Below are 19,752 nucleotides of genomic sequence, written 5' to 3' on the forward strand. Positions count from 1 at the left end.
ACCATCACATCGGCCCGGTGATTACGCCGGGCGTTGCAGCACCGTCAGGCTCCGGTCGGCGAGCCGGAGCCGGTCACCGGCCCTGACCTTCTGCCCGCTGCCCGGCTCCACCCCCTCGGGCCGGCCGGTGTCCACCACCAGCTGCCACTCCTTGCCGTGGTTGACCGGCACCACGAACTCCAGCTCCTCGGCCTGCGCGTTGAACATCAGCAGGAAGGAGTCGTCGGAGACGCGCTCGCCGCGCGCGCCCGGCTCGGAGATCGCGCTGCCGTTGAGGAAGACCACCAGCGACTTGGCGTTCGCGGCCTGCCAGTCCCGCTGGGCCATCTCCTCGCCCTCAGGGGTGAACCAGGCGATGTCGGAGAGCTCGTCATGGGTGCCTTCCACGGGCCGGCCGTGGAAGAAGCGCCGGCGGCGGAAGACCGGATGGTCGCGGCGCAGCCAGACCATGGTGCGGATGAACTCGTGCAGCTGCTGCGCCCCGGGCTCGTCCTCCTTCGGCCAGCGCACCCAGGCCAGCTCGTTGTCCTGGCAGTACGCGTTGTTGTTGCCGCGCTGGGTGCGGCCGAACTCGTCGCCGTGGGAGAGCATCGGCACGCCCTGGGAGAGCATCAGGGTGGCGATGAAGTTGCGCACCTGGCGGCCGCGCAGAGCCAGGATGTCCGGATCGTCGGTCGGGCCCTCCTCACCGCAGTTCCACGAGCGGTTGTGGCTCTCGCCGTCGCGGTTGTCCTCGCCGTTGGCCTCGTTGTGCTTGTCGTTGTACGAGACCAGGTCGTTGAGGGTGAAGCCGTCGTGGCAGGTCACAAAGTTGATGGAGGCCAGCGGGCGGCGGCCGTCGTCCTGGTAGAGGTCGGAGGAGCCGGTGAGCCGGGAGGCGAACTCCGCGAGGGTGGCGTTCTCACCGCGCCACAGATCCCGGACGGTGTCGCGGAACTTGCCGTTCCATTCGGCCCACAGCGGCGGGAAGTTGCCGACCTGGTAGCCGCCCTCGCCGACGTCCCACGGCTCGGCGATCAGCTTGACCTGGCTGACCACCGGGTCCTGCTGCACCAGGTCGAAGAAGGACGACAGCCGGTCCACCTCGTGGAACTGCCGGGCCAGCGTCGCCGCGAGGTCGAAGCGGAACCCGTCCACGTGCATCTCGGTGACCCAGTAGCGCAGCGAGTCCATAATCATTTGAAGGACGTGCGGGCTGCGCATCAGCAGCGAATTGCCGGTGCCGGTGGTGTCCGTGTAGTAGCGCTGGTCGTCGCCCAGCCGGTAGTACGAGGCGTTGTCGAGGCCGCGGAAGGACAGCGTCGGCCCCAGATGGCTGCCCTCGGCGGTGTGGTTGTAGACCACGTCCAGGATCACCTCGATGCCGGCCGCGTGCAGCGCGCGCACCGCCGTCTTGAACTCCAGGACCTGCTGCCCCCGGTCGCCCAGCGAGGAGTACGTGTTGTGCGGGGCGAAGAAGCCGATCGTGTTGTAGCCCCAGTAGTTGTTGAGCCCCGCGTCCGCCAGCCGGTGGTCCAGCACGAACTGGTGCACCGGCATCAGTTCCAGCGTGGTGACGCCCAGCTCCACCAGATGGCCGATGACCGCCGGGTGGGCGAGCGCCGCGTAGGTGCCGCGGATCTCCTCGGGCAGCTCGGGGTGGAGCATCGTCAGGCCCTTGACATGGGCCTCGTAGATCACCATGCGGTGGTAGTCGATCCGTGGCGGCCGGTCGTTGGACCAGTCGAAGTACGGGTTCACCACCACCGAGGTCATGGTGTGCGGCGCCGAGTCCAGATCATTGCGGGACTCCGGCTGGCCGAAGCGGTAGCCGTACACCGCCTCGTCCCAGTCGATCGACCCGCTCACCGCCTTCGCGTACGGGTCCATCAGCAGCTTCGACGAGTTGCAGCGGTGGCCGCGGTTCGGCTCGTACGGGCCGTGGACCCGGAAGCCGTACCGCTGGCCCGGCATCACACCCGGCAGATACGCGTGCCGGACGAAGGCGTCGGCCTCCCGCAGCTCCACGGCCGTCTCGGAACCGTCGTCGTGCAGCAGGCACAATTCGATCCGTTCGGCGACTTCGGAGAACAGTGCGAAGTTGGTGCCCGCGCCGTCGTACGTGGCGCCGAGGGGATATGCCGAACCCGGCCAGACTTGCATGTGGTGACTCTTCCACTCCGGGACCGGATGACGGTAGGTCGCTCGCCCGGTCACATCGTTGTCAAGAGTGCATCCTCGCGTAGATGTGTGGGCAAAAGTGCCAATTGCGAAGATCTTCCCCCGGGAAAGGTGCGGTACGTCACCCCGGAAGTCACCCCGCGTCCCAACGTCCGGCAACCGTAAGGGTGATGACGCGGTGAGGTTGTAGTCAAGTAGGGTCGATAGGGCTGCGGTGCCACCCGGTGGGCAGTAGCCTTCCTTGATCGTGGACGGGGGAGGGAGGCGGTGGCGTGGTGACGTCGGGAGGCCTGGTGCTCCCCAATGGCGGTGATCAGGGCGACCAGAGCGGCGCCACTGCCGATGGGACGCCTGGTGCGGTCACCCTCGCGCAGCCGCTGGAGATCGGAGCGGAACTGGACTGGGGCGCCGACGCCTGGGCCGAGGTGCGCACCCGCGCCAGCCGCGCCGGGCGGGCATACGTCTGGCTCAACCTCGTCGAGCAGCGTCTGCGCGCCGTCGTGAACGCCGTGCTGCGCCCGATCTACGAGCCCGTGCACGGCGAGGAGTGGGTGGTCGCCGCAGCGGGGCCGGCCGGCCATGAGTGGGTGCAGCGCGCCGCCGCCGTCCGCGAGGTCAGCCGTCGCAAGGGCTTCCTGCTCGACCCCGCCGACGACAACATCCTCAGCTTCCTCACCCTCCCGCAGCTGCGGGAACTCGTCGTCCAGCACTGGCCCTGCTTCGAGCCCTACTTCGACGAGCGCCGCGACCTGGAACTCGCCCTCGACGAGCTCGAGGTCGCCCGGCACGTCGTCTCCCGCAACCGCGCGCTGTCCCGCACCGTCCTCGCCCAGGCCGAGCGGGCCGCCGCCCGGCTGCTGGACATACTCGGCTCAGGATCCGGCTACGCCGCCGCCGACCGGCTCCCGGTCGACGTCGTCGAGGAGCTGGTCGCCGACCGGTACGCCGATGTCGTCGGCGTGTACTCCGACCGGGTCCGCCTCCAGCGCCAGCTGCCCGCCGAGGACCTCTTCGGGGCCGCGCACCGGCTGGACGCGATAGGCATCGGTCTGAACCTCCTCGTGCAGAACTACTCGGGCCGCCGGCTGATGCGCCTCGCGGAGTCCGGCTGCCGCATCCGGCTGCTCTTCCTCAACCCCGCCAGCAGCGCGGTCCGGCGGCGCGAACGCGAGCTGGGGCTCGGGCGCGGCGAGCTGAGCCGCTCCGTCGAGATGAACATCATGCACATGCGCCGGGTCCGGGCCCGGCTCCGCGACCCCGCCGCCTTCGAGATCCGGGTCTTCGACGAGACCCCGCGCTTCACCGCGTACCTCGTCGACGGCGACAGCGCCGACGGCCTCGCGGTCGTCCAGTCCTATCTGCGCAAGGCCCGCGGTATGGAGGTCCCGGTGATGGTGCTGCGCGGTCCCTCGCGCCGGGTCGTCAAGGACGACCGGCGCGGCGACCACAGCGGGCTCTTCGACGTCTACCGCGAGGAGTTCGAAGGCGTCTGGGCCGACTCCCGCCCGGTCTCCTGACGTTCCGCCCGGCACCCCCGCCCCACTGCTGACCGGCCCGCGTCCGGCCCGCGTCCGGTCCGCGTCCGGTCCGCGTCCGGGTCCGTGCGCCCGGACCCGGGGGGCCCACTGTCAGTGGTGCACGAGAGGATGGCAGGGCACACGGGGGACCAGTGGGAGGTAGGCGCATGGCATGGCATGGGGAGCTGCTGGTCGGCTTCGACCTGGAGACGACGGGGACGGACCCGCACGAGGCGCGGATCGTCACGGCCGCTGTCACCGAGGTCAAGGGCGGTGAGCCGGTACGGCACCGGGAGTGGCTCGTCGATCCCGGCATGCCCATTCCCGAGGGCGCGACCGCGATCCACGGCATAACGACCGAACGGGCCGTGGCCGAGGGCCGCCCCGCCCGGGCGGCCGTCGCCGAGATCGCCCGCGCGCTGCGTGAGTACTGGGCGGCCGGCGTGCCGGTCGTCGTCTACAACGCCCCCTTCGACCTGAGCCTGCTCGCCGCCGAACTGCTGCGCCATGAGCTGCCCGTCCTGGGCGCAGCCCCCGGCCCGGCCGTGGGACCGGTCCTTGACCCGCTGGTCATGGACCGGGCGCTGGACAAGTACCGCAAGGGCAAGCGCAATCTGGAGGCCGCCTGCGCGGTGTACGGAGTCGTGCTCGACGACGCGCACGAGGCGGGAGCCGACGCCCTGGCCGCCGTCCGGGTCGCCTGTGCGCTGGGCGCGCGGTACGCCGAGGCGGGTGAAGCCGACCTCTGGGATCTGCACCGCTCACAGATCCGCTGGTACACCGACTGGGCCACCGGCTACCAGAAGTGGCTCCGCCGCGACCGCGACCCGGCGGCCGTCGTGGACGCGTCGTGGCCGCTGCGGCTGGACGGACTGCTCCCCCGTCAGCGCAGTGCGCCGTGACCGGCGGTTCACGGGGGTACGCGTCCTCCGGCCGCGCCGTCCTCAAGCGCTGGACGGGCTGAAATCAGCCCGTCCAGCGCTTGAGGACAACGCGCCGCCGGGGGCGCCGCCGCTCAGAACGGGTACCAGCGCACCGTTGGATCGCCGTCCCGCAGGGACGCCACGCGGCGGCGGAACTCCGCGAGGGCCGCCGGGTTCGCGGGCGCGTGCTGGGCGACCCAGGCGCAGCTCGCCGTCTCCCGCGCGCCGCGCAGCACGGCGCAGCCGTCCCACTCGCGGACGTCCCAGCCGTACGCCGCCGTGAAGGCGTCATAGGCGGCCGGGTCGGGCCCGTAGCGGTCCCGGCTGAGCGCCATCACCACCAGGTCGTGCTCGCGCAGATCGGTGGAGAAGGTCTCCAGGTCCACCAGCACCGGTCCGTCCGGACCGACCTGGACATTGCGGGGCAGCGCGTCGCCGTGGATCGGACCGCGCGGCAGCCGCGGCGTCAGCTCGGCCGCGGCCGAGGCGAAGCCGTCCCGCCGGCCGCGCAGATACGCGGCGTCCGCCGGATCGATCGCCCCGCCCGCCAGCCGCAGCCAGCGCTCCACCCCGCCCAGCAGGTCGCGCGGCGGCAGCGTAAAATCCGGCGGCTCCGGCAGGGCGTGCACGAGCCGCAGCAGTGCGGCGAGGTCGGCGGGCCCGGCGGGGCGTACCGGCTCGGGCAGTTGATCCCAGTACGTGACGGGATGTCCGTCGACCAGCCGCGCCCGCGGCTCGGCCGCCCGGACGGCCGGCACACCGTGCTCCGCCAGCCAGCCGGCGATCAGCACCTCGAGCCCGGCGCGCTCCAGCAGTTCGGCACTGCGGCCGATCTTGACGACCAGGCCGCCCACGGCGAACACCGCGTTCTCGCCCAGCGCCAGCAACCGCGCCCCGCCGGCGGCGTCCGTGGCCGCCGCGAGGATCGTGCGTGCCCGCTCCTCCGTGAACGCCGCGCCGACCGCACCCGCCGTACCGGCCGTGCCTGAGTTCCCCACGACTGCCCTCCGCCGTTCCCCGTTCGAGTGATCACCGACAGTCTCCCACCTGCCCGGAAACGGTCTCGTCGGCGTTGCGGTCGGTGCGGGGGCTGAGCGGGGACAACGCGGTTCAGGACTGGGCGGGTCTGGCGGGGGACGCGTACCGGGAGCAGTTCGGTGATCTGCCCAATGAACTGAGCAAGTTGGAGAAGTCCTACCGGCTGGCCCCGGGGGCCAGGAGACAAACAATGGACCTGACGTCCACGGTGTCCGCGCTCCCGGGCGCCACCCCGATCGAAGGGCTCCCGGACGCCTGGCACTGGTCGCGAGCGGTCTCAACGACGACATGAGCTGCCTGATCGAGTACCGCGAGGGCGGGCCGCACGCCCACTTCCAGGCCCGGGTACCTGCCCCGTTCGCGATGTACGGCCACGACCTCGCGGCCGAGGTCGTCAAGAGCTGGGCCCGAGAGGACGGCTACTGGTGCGATGCCCTGCCGTGGACACCGTATCCACCCGGCAAGGCGTAATGCGGCGGCGCCCCGTCGTGGATCTGTCGCAGGCCAGTCTGACGGCGGGTCTGACGCGGAACGTCCCCGAACTGTTGCGGAGCAAGCTTTCGGCCCATCGCGCCGATGTCCGGCACGGTGACCGGTTCCTGCCCGGCGGCGGTGTGCAGTTCGCCTTCCTCGGCGGGAACAGCCTGGGGACATCACCGATCTGAGGGAGCACCAGGCGTTCATCGCGTCGCTGGCGGCGGCCCTGGCCCCCGGCGGTGTGCTGGTCTTCGACTACGTCGGCGACCGCTACCTCAGGGGCGCGGACGATGCCCCCACCGAGTGGCCGGAGATCTACCACGCCGATGACGGGGACATCTCGGTGATCGACTGGAGAACCCAGAGGGACAGTCCCGTACCCGGCACCGAGATGTCGGTCCTCCGGTTCACCGCGGAGGTGTGCGACGCGCGAACCGGCGAGGTGGTCGTCGAGGCCCACGCCTACAGCAAGCTGATCGTGCCCGACGCGCTCCGGGTCCAGCAGTTCGCCGACGCCGGGCTGGAGCTCACCAATGTCGGCAGCGCGGCCGACCTCTCGCCCTACCACCGGTCCAGGATCGCCGAGAGAGGCGATCTGGGGATGCTGGGCGAGCCCGACTGCTTCTACCGAGCCGTCAAAGGGTGAGCCCGACCGGCTCTGCCTTCCGTGTCCTGGACGAACGGTCTCCCATGGACGGAGCAGCCGCGATCGCCCTGGGCTACGGCAGCCTGTACAACCACTCCGCCCTGCCCCGGGCGCGGTACCACAAGAACTTCCCCGCGGGCGTCGTCGAATTCGTCGCCGCCCACGACATCGCAGCAGGGTGCGAGATCACCGTCGACTACACCGACGGCGGCACGAACGAGCTGTGGTTCCCGCAGTGACAGCCCCGGACTCCACTCCCGACCCGCGCCGACCGCGCCGCCGGGGCAACTCCGACGGATCACGCGGCTGCCTCACGATGATCCGCCGGACCGGCCCTAGCGGGTCACCACGTTGAACACCGGGTAGATCTTCGGCGTCACGTCCGCGACGCCGATCTCTCGCAGGATCGGAATGATGATCTCGCCGAACTTCTGGAATGCCTCCTCGGACTCCCAGACGTCGGCGACGAACCAGCCGTTGGGAGTGGGGGCGGACGTGTGCGAGATGAGACCGGGCACCGGCCAGTCGGCGAGGCTCTTGGCCGGGCCACGCCCGCCGGTCACCTTGTCCGCGGACTGCTCGTACTGGGCCTGGGTCATCCCCGGCATTTCGAAAATCGCGACGATCGCCATGCTGAGCTCCTTTGCAGGAAGGTACAGGGTCCGGCCCAGTCGACCATCGTGGAGGGCCGTCCGCGCGGTGGCCTGAGCCGGTGGGGTGACGGCATGCGTCGGCCCGGTCTCCCCCCGTGAGAGACCGGGCCGACTGCTGGTGGGAGCCGGTCAGACGCGGGCCGCGTCCGACGCCTCGGCGGGGCGGGTGGCCTCGACGGGTGCCGCGGGCGGGGCCAGTACGGCCTCGTCGTGGGTCATGTCCGGGAGCCAGCCGAGCCACTTGGGCAGGTACCAGTTGCGCTCGCCGAGCAGTGCCATGACGGCGGGGAGCAGTACCCCACGGATGACGGTCGCGTCGATGAGGACGGCCACCGCCAGGCCGACGCCCATCTGCTTCATGCTCTGCATGGAGAGCGTTCCGAAGATGGCGAACACCGCGACCATGATGACTGCCGCGCTGGTGACGACGCCTGCCGTGGTGGTGATGCCCTGCTGGATGGCGTTCTGGGTGCTGAGGCCGCGCATCTTGGCCTCACGGATCCGGGAGACCACGAACACGTGGTAGTCCATGCTCAGCCCGAAGAGGATCACGAAGAGGAAGAGCGGCAGCCAGGCGACGACCGCGCCGGTGCCCGTCGCCCCCACCAGTCCCGCGCCCCAGCCGTGCTGGAAGACGGCGGAGAGGACACCGTAGGCCGCGCCCACCGACAGCAGGTTGAGGACGATGGAGGTGGCCGCGATGGTGAGGGAGCGGAAGGAGAGCAGCATCAGGACGAAGGCGAAGACGATCACGAAGGCGAAGACCGGCGGGACGCTGCTCGTGATCTTGTTGGTGAAGTCCATCGAGCCGGCCGTCTGACCGGTGATCGGCGCTTCGAGCCCTTCGACCTTGCCGAGCGTGTCGGGGCGTACCTCGTCACGCAGTTGGACGAGCCCGGCTTCGGCCTTGGCCTTGTCCGTGCCGCCCGCCAGCGGGACGTTGATCTGCGCGATGTTCTCCTTGGCGTGGACGGTCACGGTGACCGGTCCCTTGCTGGCGCCCTTGGCGACGGCCTCGGCGCGGAAGTCCTCGATCGCCTGCTTGACGGGCGCGGCGTTGATGTCGGCGGCCTTGACGACCACATGGGCCGGGTCGGGGCCGCCGGGGAACGCCTCGTTGATGCGGTCGTAGGTCTGGATGATCGGCAGACCGTTGCCGAGCTCCTGGTTCATGGTGAGGTTCGCGGTGTGCATCCCGAGCGCCGGGGAGGCGATGAGGACGAGCGCGCCGCCCGCGATGATGGTTGCGGTCTTCGGGTTGCGCAGCACCGGGGTGAGGACGGTGGTCCAGAAGCGGCTGTCGCTGTTGCCGCCGCGCTTGGCGGTGTTCTTCGCGGCCCGGTTGAGGAAGGGTATACGGCCCTTCTCGACACGGTGGCCGAGCAGCGAGAGCAGGGCGGGAAGGACGGTCACCGAGCCGAACATGGCGACCGCGACGACCATCATGGTGGCCACGCCCATCGCCTTGAAGTCCGCGATGCCGGTGAAGAGCATGCCGGCCATGGCGACGATCACGGTGATGCCGGAGATCAGGATCGCGCGGCCGGACGTCGCCGAGGCGATCTTGATGGCGGTCTGCGCGTCGTGTCCCGCCGCCCGCTCCTCACGCTCGCGGCGCAGGTAGAACAGGCAGTAGTCGACGCCGACGGCCAGACCGACCAGCAGCATGACCGAGTTGGCGGTGTCGCTCATGGGCACCAGGTGGCTGATGACGGCGACCAGGCCGGTGGTCGCCACGAAGGCGGTCACGGCGAGGAGGACCGGCAGCAGGGCCGCGACCAGCGCGCCGAAGGCGATCAGCAGGATGCCGAGGGCGACCGGGACCGCGGAGAGCTCGGCGGTCTTGAAGTCGTTGCCGAAGGCGTCACCGAGGACCTTCTGGGAGCTCGCGTCGCCGAACTCCTCGATCCGCAGGTCCTGGTGCTTGGACTGGATTCCCGACACCGCGTCGGTGACGGGCGTGACACGGTCCTTGGCGGTCTTGATGTCACCGGTCATCTCGAACCGCACCAGCGCCGAACGCTGGTCGGGGGAGATCGCCTTGGTGTCGTAGGGCGACATGATGTTCTGGGTCTGGCCGCTGCCCTTGACCGCCGCTATGACGTTGTCCACGGCGGTGTGGAACGCGGGGTCCGCGACCGTGCCGCCCGGGGTCTTGACCTGGATGAGCACCATCTCGCCCGCGGCGCCCTTGAGGCCCGCGTCGTCGATGATCCCCGCTGCCTGGCTAACCTCGCCCGGGAGCCCCTGCTCCTGGGTGGAGTCCACGCGCCCGGCCATCTGTCCGACGGCCAGCGCGAGGACGACGAACACCAGCCAGCCGATCACCGCCGTCCATCGGTGACGGGCGCTCCAGCCCCCCATTGCCGCAGCGATTCCCATCTTGCTGCCGTGTGCGCGTACGCGACTCACGGTTCCCCCTCGTCATTGCAGCGGTACGGCACCGCTTGCTTCGCCTATGACGCTATGGGTCGCGGGCACGTCAACCCATCAGGCTTCCAGGTGACTTGATGGTGGGGGCTCTCCCCCCTTGGGGTGAGGCCAGCCCCACCCCCGGAGGATTCCGGTCCCTTACACGTATAAAGATCGCCTAAGGAAACGATCTGCCAGTGGTCCGATGAATCAGCCGATTTTGGCGCGCCGGGGCGCCGTTTCCGGGGAATTCCTTGACCGTGTCATGCCAGTGGTCGTATGTTTCCGGCACCTACGAGGCTGATCCCACGGGAGGGAACATGCCCGCACCCCTGAGGCCCGTCCGCCGCCGAGCCGCGGCCGTACTCGCCGTACTGGCCGCGACCGCGACCGCTCTCACCACCACCGGCATTCCGGCGGCAGGAGCCGCCGGAGCCACCGGATTATTCGGAGCCGAACACCGTGCCGCGTCGAGCGCCGCGTCCAGTGCCGCCGATGTCTATCTCTCCCCGGATGGTGACGACCACGCCTCCGGCACCGCCGAGCAACCGGTCCGCACCCTTGAACACGCCCGCGACCTCGTCCGCGCCCGGACGGGACACCTCACCGCCGACCTCACCGTCCATCTGGCCCCCGGCACCTACCGGCAGTCCGAGCCCCTCGTGCTCGACGCCCGCGACTCCGGCGGCAACGGTCACCGGGTCGTCTGGGACGGCGCCGGCTCCGCCGTCGTCAGCGGCGGCCGTCAGGTGACCGGCTGGCAGCAGGTCGCCGCCCGCCCCGGCCTGTGGGCCGCGCCCGCGCCCAGTGGGCTGGCCGACACCCGGCAGCTGTACGTCGACGGGGTGCGCGCGCAGCGTGCCCGCGGCGAGGTTCCGGTGGATCTCACCGTCACCTCCACCGGATACACGGCCTCCGCGGGCACCCTCGCCACCTGGCGGAACATCGGCGACGCCGAGTTCGTCTACACCAGCGGCGAGACGCTGTGGAACATCGCCCGCAACGGCCTCGGCCAGTGGACCGAGCCGCGTTGCCCCATCGCCTCCGCCACCGGCACCACGATCACCATGGCCCAGCCCTGCAGGGACAATTCCAACAAGCGGGTGGAATTCCCCGACATCCCCGGCCGTACCGTCAGCATGGTCGGCCCGGGCAAGCTCACCAACAGCGGGCACGCCTCCTATGTCGAGAACGCCTACGAACTGCTCGACCAGCCCGGCGAGTGGTATTTCGACCGGTCCGCCCACACCGTCTACTACCTGCCGCGCCCGGGTGAGGACCTGCGGAACGCCGACGTCGAGGCGCCGGTCGCGCAGAAGCTCATCGACGGCGGCGGCACGGCCGCCGCGCCGCTGCACGATGTCACCTTCCGCGGCCTGCAGTTCAGCTACGCGACCTGGCTGACCCCCTCGTCACCCGGGGGCTTCTCCGAGATCCAGGCCGGTTACACCATCACCGGGCCGACCGGCTGGGCCACCCAGGGCCTGTGCCACTTCGTCGCGGGCGGCACCTGCCCGTTCGCCAGCTGGACGAAGATGCCGGGCAACGTCTCGCTCGCGCACAGCCGGAGCATCGACTTCACCAGCGACGTCTTCGCGCATCTCGGCGCCGCCGGACTGGAGTTGGGCACCGGTACGAAGGACGCCCGGGTCAGCGGCGGCATCTTCACCGACATCTCCGGCAACGGCATGGAGATCGGCGGCGTCGACGGCACCGAGCCGGCCAGTGGCGTACAGGTCACCGACAACCATCTCTACGCGCTGCCCCGCGAATTCCACGGCGGCGTCGCCATCGTCAACGGCTACACCCAGCACAACACGATCGCCCACAACCAGATCGACCACGTCGGCTACTCCGCGATCTCGATGGGCTGGGGCGGCTGGCCCGACAAGATCGGCTCGCCCGCGACGCCCAACCCCAGCCACGACAACGCCGTACGCGACAACCTCATCTTCGACTACATGCAGATGCTGGACGACGGCGGCGGCATCTACACCCAGGGCCTGACCGGCACGTCGATGGCCGACGGCGAGAAGGTCACCGGCAACGTCATCCACGGGCAGTGGGGCCTCGGCAAGAGCGTCTACACCGACAACGGCTGCACCTACGAGACCGTCCAGGGCAACGTCCTGTACGGCGCCGCCTACGCCAATGTCGCCAGCCGCCACACCGACTACCGCGATGCGCTCGGCAACAGCGACCCCACCCTCGTCAAGGACAACTGGTGGGAGGAGGGCAGCGGCGACAGCGACAACAAGGGCCTCGTCACCACCGGCAACCACATCATCGCCGCCCCGTCCGACGCGCCCGCGGCGATCCTCGGCAACGCGGGCCTCGAACCCGCCTACCGCGGGCTGCTGGACCGGCGGATCGGTGCGCTCGCCGTCCCCGAGGCGCCGTCACGCGTCGGCACCGCCACGGCCGGCGCCGGGGCGCTCCAGGTCACCTTCAACCCGACGTTCGCGGACGGCGGTTCGCCGCTGCTGTCCTACACCGCCCATGTCCTCGACGCGGCCGGGCACCAGGTCACGACCGCGGACATCTCCGCCGCGGACTTCACCGACCGCGCCCATCTGCGGATCGCGGGACTGGACGCCGGCCAGGCGTACACGGTGACCGTCACGGCCACCAACGCGCAGGGCGCCGGCGCGCCGTCCCTCACCTCCGCACCAGTGAAGCCCGGGCCCGCCACCGTCCTGCCCGCCGCCCCCAGCGGCGCCAAACTCCGTACCAGTGCCCACGCGGCCACCGTCGCCTGGACCCCGCCCACGGCCATCGGCGACTCCGCCGTCGTCGGTTACCGGATCACCGTCTCCGACGGCCGCACGATCGACGTCACCGGCCGGGACGCTCTGGTCACCCAGCCGTCCGGCAAGGGCATGTTCCGCGTCATCGGCGGTCTCGCACCGGGCACCGCCTACACCGTCACCATCGCGGCCGTCACCGGCGCCGGCACCGGCCCGGAGGTGAAGGTCACCGCCACCACGCCGGCGGCCTGAGCCCCATGAACGACCACCGGCCTGTGCCTCGGAGGCACAGGCCGGTGCGCACGACGTGAGTCCGTCGGCACGGTCAGGCCGAGAGCAGTGCCCCGCGGGGGACCAGTGCCCCGGCGTAGCGCTCCAGCAGCAGCTGGACGAGCTCCGGGGCCGCGCCCAGCACCGGGGCCAGCACGTCGGCGCCCGCCTCGCGGGCGCCGCGGGCGATGCGGTCCGGGAGGAAGCCGGGCGCGATGACGTACGGGGCGACGGCGATACGCCGCACGCCCTCGGCGCGGAGCTGCCGGACGGCGTCCTCGGTCCGGGGAAGGGATGCGGAGGCGAACGCAGGCCGCACGGCGCACCAACCGGTGTACCGCCACTCCCGCGCGATTTCAGCGATCACTGCGATCGCCTCCGGGTCGGTGGAGCCCGCCGAGGCCAGTACGACCCCGGTCGAGCGGTCGCCGGGCGTGACCCCGGCCTCGTACAGCCGCCGCTCCAGGGCGGCGGTCAGCAGCGGCGAAGGGCCGAGGACATCGGCCACCGCGACCCTCAGCCGGGGGTGCGCGGCCGTCGACTCGCGCAGCACGGCGGGGATGTCGGCCTTCGCGTGGAAGGCGCGGGTGAGGAGCAGCGGAAGGGCGACGATCTCGCGGACGCCCTCCGCCGCGAGACGGTCGACGACCTGCGCCACGGTCGGCGCGCAGAAGTCGAGAAATCCGGTGACGACGCGGAGCCCCGGCCGGGCGGCCCGTACCTGCTCGGTCAGCGCATGGACGGTCGCGGCATGGCGCTGATCGCGGCTGCCGTGGGCGATGACGAGAAGGACCGGGCCGGTCATCACTGGCTCCGGGACGACAGGCCGCGGCTGCGCAGCACGCGGCGCTCCAGCGGGCTGAAGATCAGCAGGTCGATGGCGATACCGACGACGAGGATGAGGATGATGCCGAGGAAGATGCCCGGCATGTCGGAACCCTCGCGCATGTTCTCCAGGTAACGCCCCAGGCCGGTACCGAGATCGGGGGAGGAGGCGATGAGTTCTGCGGCCATCAGGGAGCGCCAGGAGAAGGCCCAGCCCTGCTTGAGACCTGAGAGGTAGCCGGGCAGGGCGGCCGGCAGCAGGATGTGCCGGGCGCCGCGCAGACCGGTGGCGCCGAGCGTACGGCCGGCGCGCAGATAGAGCGGCGGGACCTGGTCGATACCGGAGATCAGGCCGTTCGCGATGGAGGGCACCGCGCCGAGCAGGATGACGGCGTACATCGCCGAGTCGGTGATGCCCAGCCAGATGACCGCGGCCGGCACCCAGGCCACCGACGGCAGCGACTGCAGACCCGACAGGATCGGCCCGAGGGCGGCACGGACGAACGGGACGCGCGCGACGACCAGCCCGACCGGGGTGCCGATGGCGACCGCGGCGACGAAGCCCAGCAGACCGCGCGAGACGCTCGTCCAGACGATGTCGAAGAGCTGGCCCTCGTTCCACAGGGTCATGAAGCTGCTGCCCACCGCCCGGGGGCCGGGCAGCTTGGTCTCGGGGGCGAGCCCGGCCCAGACGGCGAGCTGCCACACGACGAGCACCAGGGCGACCGCCGCGACCGGCGGCAGCACCTTCTTGAGCAGGACCTGGGTGACCGGGGTACGCCGGATCTGGACCGCGTCCAGGGCGTCGAGCCCGGCCTCCAGGCCCTCGAGGTCCTGAGAGACGGTGCTGCCCGCCTTGCCCGCCCGGCCGGCGGGAACGGTGTCAGTGCTGGCCATGTCGGCGGATCTCCCCACGCAGTTCTTCGGTGATCTCGATGGACAGCTCGGCGACGGCGGCGTCCTCGATGCGGCGCGGCTGCGGGATGTCCACGGACCACTCGCGGGCGACCCGGCCCGGCCGGGACGTCAGCAGCACCACGCGCTCGGCGAGCCGGACGGCCTCCCGGACGTTGTGGGTGACGAAGACGACGGAGACGCCCGTCTCGGCCCAGATACGGGTGAGCTCGCCGTGCAGGACGTCGCGGGTGATGGCGTCCAGCGCCGCGAACGGCTCGTCCATCAGCAGCACGTCGGAGTCCTGGGCGAGCGCGCGGGCCAGCGCGACGCGCTGCCGCATGCCGCCGGACAGCTCGTGGACGCGCTTGCCGTAGGAGCCGTCCAGCCGCACCAGGCTGAGCAGCCGCTCGGCCTCGGGGCGTCGCTCGGCGCGCGGAACACCGCGCAGCCGCAGTGCCAGTTCGATGTTCCGGCCGGCGGTGAGCCAGGGGAAGAGCGCGTGCTCCTGGAACATCAGCGCCGGGCGGCCGCCCGGCACGGTGATGGTGCCGGCGGTCGGCTGGTCGAGGCCCGCGACCAGGTTGAGCAGGGTCGACTTGCCGCAGCCCGAGGCCCCCAGGAGGCAGACGAATTCACCCGGACGGACATCGAGGGTGATGTCGTCGAGCACGGCCTGGGCCGAGCCCGGACGGCCGAAGACCTTGTGGACGTGGTCGATCCGTACGGCGGGCGCGCCGTCTGCGACGGCGGTGGCCGCGCTGTGCTGCTCGGTGGTCGTCAGTGCCGTGGCCATCCGGTCACCTCCTGGTACGTGGGCGGGCGGTGCGTGCTGTGGGCCGCCGGTGTCCGGCCCGCTGGGGGGCCCGACACCGGCTTCGTGCTGCCGTATCGTGGTCCGGCTACTGCTTGCCGAGCCCCGCCGCGGCCGCCGCGGGCTTGCCCGCGGCCTTGAGGACCTTGTTGAGCAGCGTCAGGTCGAAGATCCCGGCGAGGTCGGGCTTCTTCAGCAGACCGGCCTTGACGGCGTGGTCGGCCTCGGACGACAGCGACGCGGCGAGCGGGTCGTCGAGGACCTGGATGCCCGCCCACGCCGGGTCGAGCACATTGGCCGGCAGCGCCTTCTGGGTGTCCTTCTTGAGCTGGTCGTTGGCGGCGGCCTTCGCCTTGTCCGGGTTCGCCGTGATCCAGGCGTTGGTGTTCACCGAACCGCGCAGCACCGCTTCGACGACATCCGGGTGCGCCGCGAGGAACTTCTGCGACACGATCACATTGGTGATCACGAACTTCTTGTCCGGCCACAGGTCCTTCTCGTCGAGCAGCACCTTGGCGCCCTCGGCGACGAGCTTGGACGCGGTCGGCTCCGGCACCCACGCGCCGTCGATCGAACCGGACTTGTAGGCGTCGGGCGTGACCTTGTTGTCGGTGCGGAAGACGGAGACATCGCCCTTGCCGCTCTGCGCGTCGACCGTCCAGCCCTTTTCGGCGATCCAGTTGAGGAAGGCCACGTCCTGGGTGTTGCCCAGCTGCGGGGTCGCGATCCTCTTGCCCTTGACGTCGTCCAGGGTCTTGATCTTCGCGGGGTTGACGACCAGCTTCACGCCGCCCGAGGCGGAGCCGGAGATGATCCGCAGGCTGGTGCTCTTGGACTTGGTGTAGCCGTTGATCGACGGCGAGGGGCCGATCCAGCCGATGTCGATGGAGCCGGCGTTCAGCGCCTCGATCTCGGACGGGCCCGCGTTGAAGGTCTGGGTCTTGACGGTGGTGCCGCCCAGCTCCTTCGCGAACAGGCCCTGGTTGAGGCCCACGAGCGCGGTGGCGTGGGTGAGGTTCGGGAAGTAGCCGATCTTCACCTCGTCGGCGGAGAGCTTCTTCGCTCCCGCCGCGGCGGGAGCGGGATCGCTGTTCTTGGCGGCCTTCGAGCCGTATCCGCACGCGGCCAGGGCGCCGAAGAGCAGCGGGAGTGTTACGGCAGCCGCCAGGACGCGCCGGCGGCGGGGAACGGCTGGGCTCCGTACGGCGTGGTGCTCGGCAGACACGGGAGGTGTCCTCTCGTAGGCCCGGCCGTGGGCGCCTCTTAGGGCGCGGCCGGGAAAGCGGCAGGTCTTCGGTGGTGGTGATACGGCGTGCGCGAGGCACTGCGGCGGCGGCCCAAGGCCCGCGGAGCGGGCCACTGAGGGCGCCAACCGCGGAATCGCGCCGTAGGCGGAGGCGTCAGCGCACACATCGCGCCACCCCGCCCGTACCCGCACCGAGGAGGCCGCTGCCGACGCGGCCGCCCTCCTTCGCGAAGCCCGAGTAGGCCTCAGTGACCATCAGAAGTCCCACCCCTCTGGTTCGTTGCCCGTGCCGGACGTGCCGGACGTGCCGGGCGCGGACGGTGCGGCGGGTTCGGCGAACGCCTCGCCCGCCATGCCGGCGGTCAGCGTCGTGCCGTCCGCCGGGTCGATCAGCAGGAAGGAGCCGGTCAGCCGCGAGTCCGCGTAGGCGTCCAGCGGCAGCGGCTCGGCGGTGCGCAGCACGACGGAGCCGATGTCGTTGACGTCCAGCTGCGACGGCCCGGACTCGTGCGCGAGCCCCGCCGTGAGGTCGATGCGGTACGGGAGCGCCTTGACGACGGCCTTCACCGTGCGCGTCGCGTGCTTGAGGAGCACCCGGGAGCCGACCTTGAGCGGCCGCTCGTGCAGATGGCAGACGGTCGCCTCGACGTCCTGCGTGGTCGCCGGCGCCGAGCGGGTCGGCGCTATCAGATCGCCGCGCGAGACGTCCAGGTCGTCGGCGAGCAGCACGGTCACGGACTGCGGCGCCCAGGCCACGTCCACCGTCTCCCCGAGCGCGTCGATACCGGTGATGGTGCTGGTCGCGCCGGACGGCAGAACCGTCACCTCGTCGCCGACCCGCAGTACGCCGGAGGCGATCTGTCCCGCGTAGCCCCGGTAGTCGGGGTGCTCGGCGGTCTGCGGCCGGATCACGTACTGGACCGGGAAGCGGGCCGGGGCGTCCGTCTGGTCGGTGCCGACCGGCACCGTCTCCAGGTGTTCCAGGACGGTGGGGCCGCCGTACCAGTCCATGTTGGCTGACGCGGTCACGACGTTGTCCCCGGCGAGCGCAGAGATCGGGATCGCGGTGATGTCCGGGACGCCGAGCGACGCCGCGTACGCCGTGAACTCCTTGGCGATGGCGGCGAAGACGGGCTCCGCGTAGTCCACCAGGTCCATCTTGTTGACGGCCAGCACCACATGCGGGACGCGCAGCAGCGCGGCCACCGCGGCATGGCGCCGGGTCTGCTCCACGACACCGTTGCGGGCGTCGACGAGCACCACGGCCAGCTCGGCGGTCGAGGCGCCGGTGACCATGTTGCGGGTGTACTGCACATGGCCGGGCGTGTCGGCGAGGATGAACCGGCGCCGTGTGGTGGCGAAGTACCGGTACGCCACGTCGATCGTGATGCCCTGCTCGCGTTCGGCCCGCAGGCCGTCGGTGAGCAGCGCCAGGTCCGGGGCCTCCTGGCCGCGGCGGCGCGAGGCGTGCTCGACGGCCTCCAGCTGGTCGGTCAGTACCGACTTCGAGTCGTGCAGCAGCCGCCCGACGAGGGTGGACTTGCCGTCGTCGACGGAGCCGGCGGTGGCGAAGCGCAGCTGCGAGGTGGCCGCGATCTGCTCTGCGGTGGCGATGCTGGTCATTTAGAAGTACCCCTCGCGCTTACGGTCTTCCATCGCGGCCTCGGACATCTTGTCGTCGGCGCGGGTCGCGCCCCGCTCGGTGAGACGGGACGCGGCGATCTCCACGATGACCTGCTCGATCGTGGCGGCGTCCGAGTCCACGGCGCCGGTGCAGGACATGTCACCGACCGTGCGGTAGCGGATGAGCCGCTTCTCGACGGTCTCCCCGGACTTCGGGCCGCCCCACTCGCCCGCCGTCAGCCACATGCCGCTGCGGGAGAACACATCCCGCTCGTGCGCGTAGTAGATCTCGGGCAGGTCGATGCCCTCGCGGGCGATGTACTGCCACACGTCCAGCTCGGTCCAGTTGGACAGCGGGAACACCCGGACATGCTCGCCGGCCGCGTGCTTGCCGTTGTAGAGCTGCCACAGCTCGGGGCGCTGACGGCGCGGGTCCCAGGCGCCGAACTCGTCGCGCAGCGAGAAGACCCGCTCCTTGGCGCGGGCCTTCTCCTCGTCGCGGCGGCCGCCGCCGAAGACCGCGTCGTACTTGCCCTCGGCGATCCCGTCGAGCAGCGGCACCGTCTGCAGCGGATTGCGGGTGCCGTCGGGGCGCTCGCGCAGCCGGCCGTCGTCGATGTAGTCCTGCACATGCGCCACCTGCAGGCGCAGGCCGTGCTCGGCCACCGTACGGTCCCGGTACTCCAGTACCTCGGGGAAGTTGTGCCCGGTGTCCACATGCAGCAGCGAGAACGGCACCGCGGCGGGCGCGAACGCCTTCAGCGCCAGGTGCAGCATGACGATCGAGTCCTTGCCGCCGGAGAAGAGGATCACCGGCCGTTCGAACTCACCCGCCACCTCGCGGAAGATGTGCACGGCCTCGGACTCGAGCGCGTCCAAGTGGCTGAGCGCGTACGGGTTCTCGATGGAATCAGTGGGTGCGGCGACGGTGGTCATGCGGCCAGTCCCCTCTCGACGAGCAGCGCGCGGAGCGCCACGGCGGAGTCCTCGACGGTGCGCCCTTGCGTCTCGATGCGCAGATCGGGTGCCATGGGCGCCTCGTACGGGTCGTCGACCCCGGTGAGACCGGTAATCTCGCCCGCGGCCTGCTTGGCGTACAGCCCCTTCACATCGCGCTCGGAGCACACCTCGACCGGAGTCGCCACGTGCACCTCCAAGTACGCGGTGCCCTGCTTCTGGTGGCGCCCGCGGACCGCCTCGCGGCTGTCCGCGTAGGGAGCGATGACGGGGACGAGGACCTTGACGCCGTTGGAGGCGAGCAGCTCGGCCACGAAGCCGATGCGCTGCACGTTGGTGTGCCGGTCCTCGCGGGTGAAGCCCAGCCCCGCGGAGAGGAACTCGCGGATCTCGTCGCCGTCCAGCACCTCCACCTGGTGGCCGTCGGCGCGCAGCCGGTCCGCCAGCGCGAAGGCGATCGTGGTCTTGCCCGCGCTCGGCAGACCGGTGAGCCACACCGTGGCGCCCGTGTCCGTCCCGCTCATCGCTCGCTCCTGGGGTACCTGGGACA

The 19,752-nt window shown here is 70.8% G+C and carries 19 protein-coding genes; 8 read left to right on the top strand and 11 right to left on the bottom strand.

Going from position 1 to position 19,752, the window contains the following annotated elements; translation table 11 throughout:
• Window positions 1-21: 21 nt before the first annotated feature.
• Complete coding sequence (gene glgX / locus QMK24_RS03895; protein WP_283463664.1) at window positions 22-2,142, bottom strand: glycogen debranching protein GlgX; 2,121 nt, start codon at window positions 2,140-2,142, stop codon at window positions 22-24.
• A gap of 293 nt (window positions 2,143-2,435) precedes the next feature.
• Between glgX and QMK24_RS03900 the strand changes: the two genes are divergently transcribed.
• Together QMK24_RS03900 and QMK24_RS03905 are read left to right on the top strand one after the other, a co-directional pair.
• Entirely contained in the window at window positions 2,436-3,677 is a 1,242-nt protein-coding gene (locus tag QMK24_RS03900) for an SAV2148 family HEPN domain-containing protein (RefSeq protein ID WP_283463863.1), read from the top strand.
• A 167-nt stretch (window positions 3,678-3,844) separates the two neighbouring features.
• Window positions 3,845-4,579 carry a 3'-5' exonuclease gene (locus QMK24_RS03905; protein ID WP_283463665.1) on the top strand — a complete coding sequence of 245 codons (735 nt, stop codon included), beginning with the start codon at window positions 3,845-3,847 and terminating at the stop codon, window positions 4,577-4,579.
• Window positions 4,580-4,692: 113 nt separating this feature from the next.
• Here the strand turns inward: QMK24_RS03905 and QMK24_RS03910 are convergent, their stop codons facing one another.
• A complete protein-coding gene (locus QMK24_RS03910) occupies window positions 4,693-5,598 on the bottom strand; it encodes a phosphotransferase enzyme family protein (protein ID WP_283463666.1) in 906 nt (301 codons plus the stop codon).
• Window positions 5,599-5,681: 83 nt separating this feature from the next.
• Here QMK24_RS03910 and QMK24_RS03915 point away from each other — a divergent pair, with 83 nt between their 5' ends.
• From QMK24_RS03915 to QMK24_RS03935, 5 genes are read left to right on the top strand one after another with little or no spacing between them, the layout of a single operon-like run.
• Window positions 5,682-5,930, top strand: coding sequence for a hypothetical protein (locus QMK24_RS03915; RefSeq protein ID WP_283463667.1), 249 nt, complete (start codon window positions 5,682-5,684; stop codon window positions 5,928-5,930).
• On the top strand, window positions 5,927-6,109 hold the full coding sequence (locus tag QMK24_RS03920; RefSeq protein WP_283463668.1) for a hypothetical protein: 183 nt from the start codon (window positions 5,927-5,929) through the stop codon (window positions 6,107-6,109). Before QMK24_RS03915 ends, QMK24_RS03920 begins: the two co-directional genes overlap by 4 nt.
• Window positions 6,079-6,303: a hypothetical protein gene (locus QMK24_RS03925; RefSeq protein WP_283463669.1), complete on the top strand. Its 225-nt coding sequence runs from the start codon at window positions 6,079-6,081 to the stop codon at window positions 6,301-6,303. Before QMK24_RS03920 ends, QMK24_RS03925 begins: the two co-directional genes overlap by 31 nt.
• A gap of 53 nt (window positions 6,304-6,356) precedes the next feature.
• On the top strand, window positions 6,357-6,761 hold the full coding sequence (locus QMK24_RS03930) for a hypothetical protein (protein ID WP_283463670.1): 405 nt from the start codon (window positions 6,357-6,359) through the stop codon (window positions 6,759-6,761).
• Window positions 6,758-7,000, top strand: a complete 243-nt coding sequence (locus QMK24_RS03935) for an SET domain-containing protein-lysine N-methyltransferase (RefSeq protein WP_349307878.1) — start codon at window positions 6,758-6,760, stop codon at window positions 6,998-7,000. Before QMK24_RS03930 ends, QMK24_RS03935 begins: the two co-directional genes overlap by 4 nt.
• A 96-nt stretch (window positions 7,001-7,096) precedes the next feature.
• Here the strand turns inward: QMK24_RS03935 and QMK24_RS03940 are convergent, their stop codons facing one another.
• Together QMK24_RS03940 and QMK24_RS03945 are read right to left on the bottom strand one after the other, a co-directional pair.
• Window positions 7,097-7,393 carry a hypothetical protein gene (locus QMK24_RS03940; protein WP_283463673.1) on the bottom strand — a complete coding sequence of 99 codons (297 nt, stop codon included), beginning with the start codon at window positions 7,391-7,393 and terminating at the stop codon, window positions 7,097-7,099.
• 150 nt (window positions 7,394-7,543) lie between these two features.
• Window positions 7,544-9,796 carry an MMPL family transporter gene (locus tag QMK24_RS03945; protein ID WP_283463865.1) on the bottom strand — a complete coding sequence of 751 codons (2,253 nt, stop codon included), beginning with the start codon at window positions 9,794-9,796 and terminating at the stop codon, window positions 7,544-7,546.
• A gap of 350 nt (window positions 9,797-10,146) precedes the next feature.
• Between QMK24_RS03945 and QMK24_RS03950 the strand changes: the two genes are divergently transcribed.
• A complete protein-coding gene (locus QMK24_RS03950; protein WP_283463674.1) occupies window positions 10,147-12,825 on the top strand; it encodes a fibronectin type III domain-containing protein in 2,679 nt (892 codons plus the stop codon).
• A 73-nt stretch (window positions 12,826-12,898) separates the two neighbouring features.
• On the opposite strand, the gene QMK24_RS03955 is transcribed toward QMK24_RS03950, so the two are convergent.
• The 7 genes from QMK24_RS03955 to cysC all read right to left on the bottom strand — a co-directional run bounded on the left by QMK24_RS03955 (window position 12,899) and on the right by cysC (window position 19,726).
• Complete coding sequence (locus tag QMK24_RS03955; RefSeq protein ID WP_283463675.1) at window positions 12,899-13,648, bottom strand: sirohydrochlorin chelatase; 750 nt, start codon at window positions 13,646-13,648, stop codon at window positions 12,899-12,901.
• On the bottom strand, window positions 13,648-14,565 hold the full coding sequence (locus tag QMK24_RS03960; protein ID WP_283463676.1) for an ABC transporter permease: 918 nt from the start codon (window positions 14,563-14,565) through the stop codon (window positions 13,648-13,650). The genes QMK24_RS03955 and QMK24_RS03960 overlap by 1 nt, the downstream gene beginning before the upstream one ends.
• A complete protein-coding gene (locus QMK24_RS03965) occupies window positions 14,552-15,358 on the bottom strand; it encodes an ABC transporter ATP-binding protein (RefSeq protein ID WP_283463678.1) in 807 nt (268 codons plus the stop codon). Before QMK24_RS03965 ends, QMK24_RS03960 begins: the two co-directional genes overlap by 14 nt.
• Before the next feature lie 106 nt (window positions 15,359-15,464).
• Complete coding sequence (locus QMK24_RS03970) at window positions 15,465-16,601, bottom strand: aliphatic sulfonate ABC transporter substrate-binding protein (RefSeq protein ID WP_283463679.1); 1,137 nt, start codon at window positions 16,599-16,601, stop codon at window positions 15,465-15,467.
• 276 nt (window positions 16,602-16,877) lie between these two features.
• A complete protein-coding gene (locus QMK24_RS03975; protein WP_283463680.1) occupies window positions 16,878-18,245 on the bottom strand; it encodes a sulfate adenylyltransferase subunit 1 in 1,368 nt (455 codons plus the stop codon).
• Window positions 18,246-19,181 (bottom strand): sulfate adenylyltransferase subunit CysD, encoded by a 936-nt coding sequence (gene cysD, locus QMK24_RS03980; protein WP_283463681.1) that lies wholly within the window; start codon window positions 19,179-19,181, stop codon window positions 18,246-18,248.
• Entirely contained in the window at window positions 19,178-19,726 is a 549-nt protein-coding gene (cysC, locus tag QMK24_RS03985) for an adenylyl-sulfate kinase (RefSeq protein ID WP_283463682.1), read from the bottom strand. The genes cysD and cysC overlap by 4 nt, the downstream gene beginning before the upstream one ends.
• Window positions 19,727-19,752 lie beyond the last annotated feature (26 nt).

Source organism: Streptomyces sp. PH10-H1 (assembly GCF_030063355.1).
In the GTDB taxonomy this organism is placed as follows: Bacteria; Actinomycetota; Actinomycetes; order Streptomycetales; family Streptomycetaceae; genus Actinacidiphila.